Here is an 11,792-nt window from a genome sequence, read left to right as displayed (position 1 = left end):
CTATAAAATAACATATCCTAATTTTCAGGCATTTAGCAAAAATAATCTCTGTAAATGGGTGACGCAACGACTATTTTTTGTATCTTTGCACCATGTTTGTACGTAAGAAGAAGCACCGCAGTGGGCATATCGGAGTGCTTGTGGTGGACAAGAGCAATGGCAAGTTCCGTGAAATCAAGAGTTTCGGTGTTGCGAAGACAGATGCCGAAGCGGATGCTCTGTGCCTAGAAGCGAACAAATGGATAAGAACTTATGGTGGACAGCAAGAGATTAACTTCACAGAACCAGACATCAAGCAAAACGAAGAGGAAGAGACAGAACGAGTACTGTCTAACATAGACTCCCTGCTTCTAAATGGACACCAAATTATCCTAAACCAAGTATATGACAGCATAGGTTTCAACCAAATTCAAGATTCCATACTTCGCCATTTGGTTATCGCTCGCATCTCTCAACCCATGAGCAAACACGCAACAGTAGATTACCTGAAGTCATACTTTGATGAAGATGTCGAGTTGTATAAGCTTTATCGCTACATGGACAAGTTGTACTATACCCAAAAAGAAGAGGTACAACGCATCAGTGTAGAGCACACCAAGCGCATACTCGGTGGACATGTAGGTCTGATGTTCTATGATGTGACCACACTGTATTTTGAGACCAGTAGAACAGATGTGCTGCGAGAGTCTGGTTTTTCAAAGGATGGCAAGACATCAGAGTCGCAGATAGTGCTAGGCCTCTTGGTCAGCCGTGATGGCTATCCTCTGTCGTATTGTATTTTCAATGGAAGCCAATACGAGGGATACACCATGCTACCTATCATAGATGATTTCATACAACGCTTCTTTCTGGACGATTTTGTAGTGGTGGCTGATGCAGGGCTCATGAGTAAGCGCAATGTAAAGTTACTGGAGGATGCAGGATACAAATATATAATAGGTGCTCGTATTCATACAGAGTCTGAGCAGATAAAAGAATGGATCTTGCAGCAAGACAAGATGCCTGGAAAATTTCACGAATACAGATATGGTGACAATGCAAGATTGATCCTCGGCTATTCCGAAGAACGAGCAAAGAAGGATGCACATAATCGTGATAAGGGAGTGGCAAGGCTCAAGAAGGCATATGCAAATGGAAAAATCACAAAAGCCTCCGTAAATAAGCGTGGCTATAATAAATTCTTGGAAATCAGCAAAGACATAGATGTAGTTATCAGCGAAGACAAAATCAAGGAAGATTCACAGTGGGATGGCTTGAAAGGTTATATAACCAATACTTCCATCACACCAAAGGAAGTTGTCGAACAATACCACGGTCTATGGGTCGTGGAACGAGCCTTTCGTGTAACCAAAGGGAACTTGGAGGCACGCCCCATCTTTCATTTCACAGAGAAAAGAATAGAGGCACATATCTGCATATGCTTCATTGCATACAAGGTGTATAAAGAACTGGAGCGTATCTTAAAAATTGCCAAGATAAACAAAAGTGTAGATTCAGTTTTGAAAATTGCTAAGACCATAGCTACTATCAGAATCAACATGCCGAATAATGGGAAGGTCAGGCAAGAAACATTGCTGCTGACTCCTGCCCAACACTCTATCAAGCCCTTGTTTGATGTTCAAAAGATACTAGACGGGGGCAAAAGTGACGATTCTGCCCCCGAAAAATAGAAAAATCCAAGATGGGTGACGCATAGTCAAAGTCAGGAGGTATGCGTTCATTTCTTTTTCTATATCATAATATTGAGTGTAAAACTCATCGTTCTTTGCATTTTTTGCATTTGCTAATCCACTATTTGCCATCTGAGTACTTTGGTCTTTATTCTACCGACTCCTCTAAGCAGAAGGTGATGGTTAAGGATTATCTATCAAAAGAAATGGCGTAGGAGTTCTGTACTAACCATCCTTTGTAAGTTGAGGTATTAGGGGACCTTTGAGCTCAAAGAATGAAGTGCAGAAGCCTACGCCAAGAAGGTATATATGGATAGCACAAGATGCACCCTCTCTTGACGAAAGGGCGCATTTGTGCCATGTATATACACGCAAGGTGTAAGCGCCCACCTTGTTTCTTATCCGAAGCTCGTTTTGGAAGTCCCTAATTTCCAACTTGTCAGAAGAAAAACGCAGTAAACGCCGTTTTCATAAAAATAGAGCCAAACGGCAGATTAACGCCAACAACTCATTGATGGCAATCCGCAGAATGACAAATACAAAAGTACTGAAAAGAATTTATATAGCCAAACGTTTATTGAAAAAAATGCATGAAAATAGCAAAAAGTGGCGATAGTTGTGCTAAATCTCATAAAAAAACATAGATTTCGCACACCTATCGCCACTTTTTTCGTTTTTTTTGATAAATCCTAGGTTCTCGGCTAAATGCCGAAAATGTGGGCTTTTTCACAAATTCCCGAATTTGGCATTATTTAACTCCCGAATTTGGCCGAGTAACTACTCAGCACCCCTATAGAAAACTTCTCGTTAATAAAGCATAAACTTGATTTTGCTTATTTTCTTCATCATTACAAACTTTTTAATGATTGAGTCGATGAGGACGTAGGCTGTTTAAAACAGTTCATTTAACGAGTTCTTTTCCGATGATGCCTCCAACATGTCTCCTTTGTCTATTATCGCCTTTCAACAGATTATCTGCCAGGAGATGCGTTTTTGCATTCCCCGTAAGTCAAAAGTCTGCGTTAATGGATGTAAATCGTGATTTTGCCATGTGGAGAAAAATGCTTATCTTTGCACCAAAAAAATGGCAAGCGACTGTACTGACATAGATGTTGTTTTGCGCCAGATAAACCAGCGTCTGCGCAAACTTGAGAAGTCCGACTCCGAGAAGACTGAGGAGATCGGACGCCTCAACCGTGTCATTAACCAGAAGGACGTGGAGATACATAATCTAAAGACAGAACTTGCTTCCACAAAGGCAGAACTTGCCGTTGCTAAAGAGCGCATCAAGGAACTCGAGGGAGCTGATGACGATACATCAAGTACACCAGGAAAGCCCGAGAAAAACAGCAGTAACAGCAGTATCCCTCCATCCCAAGAAAGTATCGCTTCCCGTGAGCTGCGCAGGACAAAGTCTCTTCGCAAGCCAAGCGGAAAGCCGAGCGGTGGACAGCCTGGCCACAAGGGTCACACACTGCAGACTATAGCAGAACCAGACGTAATTGTAAAGCACGAACCAGTCTATTGTAAATGCTGTGGTCGGCTCTTGATTGATATACCATGCCAGAAGATCCGTAAGACACAAATTGTTGATATCAAGGTGGTCGTAGAGACCTGCGAGGAACAGTATTACGAGAAGGTCTGTGAATGCGGTTGCGTAAACAACTGCGAAGCTCCCAACTGTCGTATCAAGTATGGTGACAACCTCCGTGCACTGGTGACATACCTTAATGTAGTGCAGTGTATTCCGTTCAAAAGGATTGCAGAACTTATATCCGACCTGTCCGGCCAGAATATAAGTGAGGGTACAGTGCAGAACATACTCAAAGAGAATAGCGGCAAGGCAGACTGTGCATATGAGGAAATACGCAAGAGGCTGGAAACAGCGTCTGTCGTAGGAGCCGATGAAACTGGTGCTACGGTAGGAAAGCATCTGCATTGGAACTGGATATTCCAGAACGACCTGCTTACATACGTGTTCCAGTCAGAATCGCGAGGTCAGAAGGCCATAGATTCCAGGTTTCCAAAGGGACTTCCCTATTCGACACTTGTGACTGACAGACATCAGAGCTACTTCAAGATGAATGTTAAGGACCATCAGGTCTGCCTGGCTCATCTTCTTAGGAATGCAGAGTATCTGAACGAACTGGATCCAAACCAGAACTGGTCACGGAGATTCATCCATCTGATAGAACACTCTATAAATCTCAGAAGAGAGGACAACATTACCTCTAGAAAGATAAAGGTACTGAAGACAAAGATGAAGAACCTCTTGGGTGAAAGCCTCACGCATTTAGATAACGAGTTTGAGAAATTCAAGAGGGGTATCCTTAAAGTCAAAGACTACCTATTTACCTTTCTCTCCAATCCAAGTGTGCCTTACGAGAACAATGCCAGTGAGCGGGGAGTTAGGAAAATCAAGATAAAGCAGAAAGTCAGCGGTTGCTTCCGAACAGACAGCGGTGCCGATGATTTTGCCAAGTTGCACTCCATTGCTGAAACTGCTATGAAGAACGGAAATTCTAAATTCAATGCAATTCTTGCTGTAGTACAACAGTAAGACGATTACTCATGCCCATAGGGGTGCTGAGTAGTTACTTGGCCGATTATTTTTCCCGAATTTGGCAGAATAAAAAACTGTCCTCATCTGAATGGGTGTTTCAGATGGGGACAGTTTCAGTTATGTTTTGCTACATTACAGCTATATTTCTGCTACATTGCAGCTATGTTACAGTCTAAATCCTAAGCCGATGGTCATCGGGTAGCACTCGGGAGCCTTGGTCTTGTTGAGCAGTGGGGTTACTCCGGCACGGGCGTAGAGCATCACTCCTGAGTAGCCGGCACGGGCCTCGAAGTTCAAGCCGATAGGGTTGAGGTTGATATCGCCCGTTTCGGTATGCTTGTGCTTTCCGATGAAGTAGCGGGAATGTTCGTGCCAGCGGTATTCTACCGATGGACCTAACGCCAGGAATGCATCATGGCATCCTATGCGCTTCTGCCACTCCAGCATGATAGGCAGGCGGAGCACATTGTAGCTGATATAGCTTTTCTTTAGCGTTTCGCCTTCTATTGGAGTCATTGCTGATACCCCGTTTTCGGTACTTAATACATAATTGTCCTTGAAATGGTGGTGTACCTGTCCGATGGAGAGGGAGGAGGTGAGCGCCATTTCGTTGGAAAGGCGGAAGCAGAGACTGGTGAGGGTGATGCCCCATTCCCACGACTTGGAGTCGCGACTGTGCATCTCGTTGTTGCCTCCCATGCTTCCCCTGCTGCCTGGCAACTGGCTGCAGCCGAAGAAGAAGGTTGGATAATGACTCTCCAGACTGCGCTTGCGCTTGCTCAAAGTCTGAGGGATGAAAGGCGAGGTGACAAATACCTTTTCTACTTCCTGACCATCTACGAATTGGGTTTCGGAAATCTTGGTCATCTCGTTGCCGTTCATCTTATATATCTTCACAGAAGTCTGTTCACCATCCTGCTTGATGACGATGTTCTGGTCGTTCACTCTGATTGTGGTGTCGTTAGCCTCTACCGAGGCTGGTGCACTGTTGCTGTTGGTTTCAGCAAGGGCGAAGGCTGGCATCATGGCAGCCATCATCATTACGTTTTTGATATTCATAATACTTTATTTTATGTTGTTTCTTATTCTTATTGAGAAGATTCCAGAAGAAAAATGTTGCTTCTATCTTCTGGAATAGCAGAGTTTCATGATATCTTCGGGCGACAGGTCGCCTTCGATATAAATCACGGTTCCCTTGCTTTTACTCGGATTACTGAAGAGGATAAAGCGGTTGTTGCCATTGCTCAAGGGTGCCATCATGTAATAGCCGCTCACCATCTTGCCATTCTCCACCACCTCTCTGATCTTTTTCGCAGCCTTGCGGTCGGACTTCAGATAGTGGGCTATTTCCGTGGCATGGTTCTTATATACCAGGCTCTTGTATATCTTGAGTTTGTAACCTTTGAGTTGCGTATTCTGCATCGTAACCATCTTGCATCCCTTGGCGTGTCCGAAGCGTTGGAATATACTTTTTACGTATAGTCCCTCCTGGGCATTAGCCGAAATCGAGGCTACCACGATAAGAAGCAGTCCGATGAAGAAGCGTTTTATCAAGTTGCATCGTTTCATATTCTATACCTTATTATATATATTATACTTTATAGTTTGATTGATTGTTTCATCTAAAAGATGAATTTATTGTTTCATCATATCCAGGGCACTGAATGGATCTTCGGAATCTGCCGAAACATCTTCCAGGGCATCCAGGGCTTCGTGGTGAACGAACTCCTGGTCGGTATAAACCTTTCCATCGATAACCGCATAACATTCAGGCTGAGGCTGGGCTATCTTCTGGATGCCCACAATCAGGAATGCGATGATAGCGGCTGCTGCCACAGATGTGCCGAAATATTTGAGCCATCTGCTGCGAGAAGCTTCCTTCTTTGGGATTTCTTCCTTCTCGATATCTTTTTTTTCGAAATCCTCCTCCTTCTCTTCTTCTCCTTTTAGAATTTGAGAAAGATTCATCTGTTCGAATCCGATATAGCTGAAGAGGGCGCGATAGGATTCCCATTCTTCCGGAATATCATTGCCATGCTCTTCGAAATACTTTCTGAGCGTTGCCTCCTCCTCATTGGATGTGGCACCATCCATATACTTGTCGAGCAAGTTCTGTATTCTTTTTATTTCATCATTCATAACTTTTCCTCCTTCTTTATTTTGTTCTGTTTCACGATATTCATATAGGTCTCTCTGATTTTGAGTCGGGCTCGGGAGAGATTCTTTCGGAGATTATCGGCAGTACATCCCGTTATCTGCATGATTTCATCGGCAGTATAGCCTTCTATCTCCTTCATGCGGAATATCTGCTGCTGCAAGGGCGGGAGCTGTGCCACTATCTGTCTGATGAGGTTTACCTCGTCCCGTTGCTCTGCCCGCCGGTCTTCTATGGGTACTTCCATTACCTTGTCGGTGGTGAAGTTCCGCTCCTCATGTCGGCACTGGTCATAAAACTTGTTGCGCATGATGGTGATGGCGAGCGCCTTGAGGTTATCTTCTGCCTGGATATTCTGGCGCATGTCCCACAGCCTGAGCATGACTTCCTGCACGAGGTCTTCAGCATTGTCGTCACTCTCAGTCAACCTTAGCGCATACGCTTTCAAGTTGCTGCGCATCGGTAGGATGATATGGTTGAATTCTTCTGTTCTCATAACCTTTACACTCTATAGACGTATGAAATTGAAAAATCGGACATATAAGAAGAGATTTTTTTCAAATAATGCTTTCTTTTTTCAAAGAAAAATATTATTTTTGCAGTCATAAACATAAAATTTAGCAATCGAAAACATTAAAAAACTGAATGGCTTATGGCATCTGTAGTTTCTATTATTCCCATCGTGTTGCTGTTCATCCTGATGCTCGGCTTCAAGATGGCAGGTCATAAAAGCGCCTTGCTGACGCTGATAGTTACCGTGTTGCTCGCTCTCTTCGCTGCTTCGCCGCTAGGCATGATAGCCCCGGAACATGCGGAGGACAGCGTGATCGCCCTGACGGGATGGGCGGTGGTGGAAGGCATCCTGAAGGCGGTATTCCCGATTCTCATCATCATCCTGATGGCTATCTACAGCTATAATATCCTCGTGGAAAGCAAGCAGATAGAGGTGATCAAGAGGCAGTTTACATCGATTACCGATGATAAGGGACTGCTCGTGCTGCTCCTCGTATGGGGATTCGGCGGACTGCTCGAAGGTATGGCGGGCTTCGGAACGGCGGTGGCGATACCTGCTGCCATCCTCATCGGACTCGGCTTCAAACCGATGTTCTCGGCTCTGGTTTCCTTGATCGGTAATACCGTGGCTACGGGATTTGGTGCCGTGGGTGTACCGGTTACTACGCTCTGTAACGAGGTGGCGGAAAGCGGATCGGCTTCGGCGGCACAGATTTGCGAGACTTCGGCCTTCGCCATTATCCAGCTGGCACCTCTCTTTATCATCCTGCCTTTCATTATCCTGACGCTTACCGATAAGCACAATCTTATCAAGAATCTCATCATCGCCCTCTGGGTGGGAGTGATTTCCGTGGTAGTGCAGTTTGTCTGCGGCTATTATCTCGGTTCCGAGACTCCAGCCATCATCGGTTCGCTGGCAGCCATTATCGCCATCATCGCATACGCCAAGGTATTTGCCAGAAAGAGCAAGGTGCAGGATAAGGAAACCTTTACGCTTGCCGAAAGCCTGAAGGCATGGAGCGTTTACCTTTTTATATTGATATTCATCCTGGTTTCCGGAGCACTCTGTCCTCCGGTCAATGCTTTCCTCAAGAGTCATCTGGTGAGTGCGGTTCATCTGCCAGTGCTCGACAGCACCTTTAAGTTTGGTTGGATATCCAATGCGGGTCTGATGCTCTTCCTGGGTGCTACGATTGGTGGATTGATTCAGGGATTGAGCCTTAAGAGATTGATGGTGATTCTTGCCCGTACCACGGTGAATCTGCGAAAGACGGTGGTGACCATCTGTTCGCTGATAGCCCTGGCAAGTGTGATGAACTATTCGGGAATGATTACTGCCATCGCCTCCGGACTGGTGGCAGTAACGGGAGATTTCTATCCTCTGGTTGCGCCGATGATTGGTGCCATCGGAACCTTCGTAACGGGGTCTGATACCTCTTCGAATATCCTCTTTGCCAAGCTCCAGGCTCATGTTGCCAATCAGTTGGGCATGACGGGACAGAGCACTTTCTTTGGTATGGAGGGCGGTCAGGAAAACTGGCTGGTTGCAGCCAATACCACGGGAGCTACGGGTGGCAAGATGATCAGTCCGCAGAGTATCGCCATTGCTACTGCAGCCTGCGATATGGAGGGAAAGGATGGAGAGATTCTCCGTTCGGCCATCCCATACGCCCTGCTTTATATCGTATTGGGCGGACTGATGGTTTACTTCGGTTGCTGATCTTCTTTTCTTATATAAAAAACTGTCCTCATCTGTTATCTCAGATGGGGACAGTTTCAGTTTTATAAATCGACATTAAATCTTTTAAGCATGCCTTTTCTCGTAAGCCAGGCTGTGGTCGTGCTTGTCGATATCATGCTTCGACTTGCTCTTTACCACGAGCCATACGCCAGAGAATACAAGGATGGCAGCAATCGCCTGCATACCCTTGAATACGGCGAGACCCACGATAACACTCACGGTAACCGATACCAGCGGCTGCACATAATTATATACACTTACCACGGTAGGGCGCAGGGTCTTCTGACCAATCATCATGCAGATGTAACCCAGATAGGTGCCGAAGAGAACCACGTAGCCCGTTTCCCACCAGGTGCTCATCGGAACATGGGCAAAGTCGATGCTCACCACGTGGCTGATGGTGAAAGGCCATATCAGAACCGTTGCCCAGAGGAACATCCACTTGTTGATGGTGAAGAGCGAATACTTAGACAGCAGGTTCTTGAAGAGCGACAGGTAGAGGGCGAAGGAAAGCTGAGCCGACATACAGAGCAGGTCGCCCCAGATGTTTCCCACCTTGGCATTGCCAGCCGTGGCACTTGTCATAATGATGATGACGGCACCAGCGCATCCCATCAGTACACCGAGTGCCTTCTTCCAGGTGATAGGCTCCTTCAATATCAGGAAGGAGAGAACCATGGCGAAGATAGGCATTGAGGTGGTCATGATGCTGGAGTTGCTAGGCGAGGTCATGTTCAGACCGATAGTGTAAGAACACTGGTTGAATACGAGGGCGAAGAGCCCGGCAGCAGCAAACTTGAAGATGTCTTTTACTGGAACATGCTCTTTCTTGGTGAAGAGCGAGGTGAGCCAGAAGAGGAGGGCACCACCCAATACACGGAAGCTCACCAGGTCGATGCCGTCGATGCCGTGAAGCATGGCATCCTTGCCTACGGGAGCCATCAGTCCCCAGAATGCGCCGGAACAGAAGAGGCACAGGTGGGCGATAAGAGGTCGTTTGTTATCCATTTTTTCCTTATTTCTATTTAAATCTTCCTATTTTTGAATAAAATCGAGTGCAAAGGTACAAAAATTCGAGGAATTTTGCTATATTTGCGGTATATTTTTTGAAACTTAAAGGAGTTAAGATGTTAAGACAATAGTCTTTTTCCGTTCTTGACTATTAAAGATAGGAGATTATTCTTATGCAGAAATATGCTGATTATATCAAACAGATAGAGATTGAATCTCTCTGGAGCGGTACCAAACATATTCTTTGGAACCTCGACCGCCGTGTCAATATCCTGAGTGGTGTAAACGGCGTGGGCAAGAGTACTATATTAAATAAGGTAGTAAAGGGTCTGGCAGCTGGCGGTGAATTCCCTAGTCACATGATCAAAGGTGTGCATTTGAAGGTGGAGCCGGAGGAGGCAAAGTGGATTAGATATGATGTAATCCGCTCGGTAGATAGACCATTGATGAATGCCGAGATGATCAACAAGATAGACCTCACTCTGGTTACCGAACTCGACTGGCAGCTCTTCCAGCTGCAGCGCAAGTATCTGGATTACCAGGTGAACATAGGCAACCGCATCATCGCCGTCTTGCAGAGTGGCGAACCGGATGCAGCCTTCAAGGCTCAGAAACTGAGTGAACCGAAGAAGATGTTCCAGGATATGGTAGATAATCTTTTCAAGGATACCGGCAAGACCATCATTCGTACAGCCAACGAAATCCGCTTCAACCAGATAGGTGAGCAGCTCTCGCCTTATCAGCTCTCGGCTGGTGAGAAGCAGATTCTCGCCATCCTCCTCACCGTGCTGGTGGAGGACAACCAGTCATACGTCCTCTTTATGGATGAGCCGGAAATCAGCCTTCATTTCGAATGGCAGAAGCAGCTCATCGGTCTGGTGCTGCAGCTTAATCCGAATATCCAGATCATCATGACAACCCACAGTCCTGCTGTGGTCATGGATGGATGGACCGATAGGGTGACGGATGTGAATGATATTACGATTTCGTAATGTTGAATGTTAAGTGTTGAATGTTGATTTTTTCAGCTTATGGCTAAACGTTTAACCGATAATATCAATTCCCAGTTCTTCGAGGCAGCCAACAGGATGACCTCGAAGAAGGCTCGGCGCAAGATTGTGGCTTACGTCGAGAGCTATGATGATGTCTTCTTCTGGCGGTCGGTACTGGGAAAGTTTGAGAATGAAAAACGCTATTTTGATATCATGCTGCCTACCCGTAACCAGCATTTAGACCGAGGCAAGAAGGCTGCTATCTCCAGTATGCTTAAGGGAGTAGGTAGGGATATGATAGCCTGTGTAGATGCCGATTATGATTATCTGCGTCAGGGCTCAACCGAGTCTTCCCAGCAGATGTTGGAGAATCCTTACATCTTCCATACCTATGCCTATGCCATTGAAAACTTCCAATGTTATGCCAGAGGATTGCACGAAACCTGTGTGATGGTGACGCTCAACGACCGTCGCATCTTCGATTTCGAGCGTTTTCTTGAGTCCTATTCCCGTACCATCTGGCCCCTCTTCTTATGGCACATGCTGTTCTATGTGCGTCATCGCAAGATGTCGATGCATTTTGATATGGCGGAGTTTGATAAGGTCATCATGCTGCCTTCAGTCCGTATCCAGGATCCTAAATGGGCGATAGATTATTTGGGAAAGAAGGTGCGGGCAAAGCTGTTCCAGCTGGAGCGCCGCTTCAAGAAGTTTAAGGATGAGTTGGATGAAATGGCTCTTTACCTCAATAATCTGGGTGTAAACGAGAGCAATACCTATTTATATATACAGGGTCATCATCTTTTCGACCTGGTAGTAAGTCCCATCGTCCAGAGCGTCTGCGATGCTTTGCGCAACGATAGGGAGAATGAAATCCGCGACCGTGCCCTCCATTCCGAGCAGGCCCGCACCGAAATGGCATGTTATGAGAATAGTCTGGGCAAGGTGAAGATGATGATGAAGAAGAACACCTTCTACCAGTTCTCTCCCGAATTCCAGAAGATTCAGGCGGATGTGGAAAAGTATTTGGAAAGGTAAAAAGGTAAAAAAGTAAAAAGGTAAAAGGGTAAAAAGGTAAAAAGAAAGCAGGCAGATGACATCCCGCCAGGCTCTTTTTACCTTTTTACCCTTTTACCTTTTTACCTTT

Annotated in this window: 10 protein-coding genes and 1 pseudogene; 5 read left to right on the top strand and 6 right to left on the bottom strand. The window is 45.7% G+C overall.

Translation table 11 applies throughout. The features are described 5' to 3' along the window. Positions 1-92: 92 nt before the first annotated feature. Positions 93-1,670 (top strand): IS1634 family transposase, encoded by a 1,578-nt coding sequence (locus KUA46_RS10560; protein ID WP_218487981.1) that lies wholly within the window; start codon positions 93-95, stop codon positions 1,668-1,670. A 36-nt stretch (positions 1,671-1,706) separates the two neighbouring features. Here KUA46_RS10560 and KUA46_RS10555 read toward each other — a convergent pair. Next, positions 1,707-1,802, bottom strand: a pseudogene (locus tag KUA46_RS10555) (adenine-specific methyltransferase EcoRI family protein); the annotation flags it as partial. Positions 1,803-2,754: 952 nt separating this feature from the next. Between KUA46_RS10555 and tnpC the strand changes: the two are divergent. After that, positions 2,755-4,230, top strand: a complete 1,476-nt coding sequence (tnpC, locus tag KUA46_RS10550) for an IS66 family transposase (protein ID WP_434725783.1) — start codon at positions 2,755-2,757, stop codon at positions 4,228-4,230. 168 nt (positions 4,231-4,398) lie between these two features. Here tnpC and KUA46_RS10545 read toward each other — a convergent pair whose 3' ends face one another. From KUA46_RS10545 to KUA46_RS10530, 4 genes are all read right to left on the bottom strand, one after another. Next, the gene (locus KUA46_RS10545; RefSeq protein WP_218487390.1) at positions 4,399-5,292 is read right to left on the bottom strand and encodes a hypothetical protein; all 894 of its coding nucleotides are present in this window, start codon (positions 5,290-5,292) and stop codon (positions 4,399-4,401) included. A 63-nt stretch (positions 5,293-5,355) separates the two neighbouring features. Further along, complete coding sequence (locus KUA46_RS10540) at positions 5,356-5,802, bottom strand: DUF6108 family protein (RefSeq protein ID WP_218487391.1); 447 nt, start codon at positions 5,800-5,802, stop codon at positions 5,356-5,358. 66 nt (positions 5,803-5,868) lie between these two features. Further along, on the bottom strand, positions 5,869-6,372 hold the full coding sequence (locus tag KUA46_RS10535; RefSeq protein WP_217761912.1) for a hypothetical protein: 504 nt from the start codon (positions 6,370-6,372) through the stop codon (positions 5,869-5,871). Continuing rightward, positions 6,369-6,884 (bottom strand): RNA polymerase sigma factor, encoded by a 516-nt coding sequence (locus KUA46_RS10530; RefSeq protein ID WP_218487392.1) that lies wholly within the window; start codon positions 6,882-6,884, stop codon positions 6,369-6,371. The genes KUA46_RS10535 and KUA46_RS10530 overlap by 4 nt, the downstream gene beginning before the upstream one ends. 156 nt (positions 6,885-7,040) lie before the next feature. On the opposite strand from KUA46_RS10530, the gene KUA46_RS10525 reads away from it, so the two are divergent. Further along, positions 7,041-8,621, top strand: a complete 1,581-nt coding sequence (locus KUA46_RS10525) for an L-lactate permease (RefSeq protein ID WP_218487393.1) — start codon at positions 7,041-7,043, stop codon at positions 8,619-8,621. Positions 8,622-8,705: 84 nt separating this feature from the next. Here the strand turns inward: KUA46_RS10525 and KUA46_RS10520 are convergent, their stop codons facing one another. After that, the gene (locus KUA46_RS10520; protein WP_217326374.1) at positions 8,706-9,650 is read right to left on the bottom strand and encodes a DMT family transporter; all 945 of its coding nucleotides are present in this window, start codon (positions 9,648-9,650) and stop codon (positions 8,706-8,708) included. 176 nt (positions 9,651-9,826) lie between these two features. Here KUA46_RS10520 and KUA46_RS10515 point away from each other — a divergent pair, with 176 nt between their 5' ends. Next, entirely contained in the window at positions 9,827-10,645 is an 819-nt protein-coding gene (locus KUA46_RS10515) for an AAA family ATPase (protein ID WP_022121034.1), read from the top strand. Positions 10,646-10,684: 39 nt separating this feature from the next. Further along, the gene (locus KUA46_RS10510) at positions 10,685-11,683 is read left to right on the top strand and encodes a DUF4435 domain-containing protein (protein ID WP_118255590.1); all 999 of its coding nucleotides are present in this window, start codon (positions 10,685-10,687) and stop codon (positions 11,681-11,683) included. Positions 11,684-11,792: the final 109 nt, after the last annotated feature.

This window comes from Segatella copri, assembly GCF_019249765.2.
GTDB lineage: Bacteria > Bacteroidota > Bacteroidia > Bacteroidales > Bacteroidaceae > Prevotella > Prevotella copri_K.
Note: the sequence above shows the minus strand (reverse complement) of the source record. Positions and strands in the feature narration are given on the sequence as shown.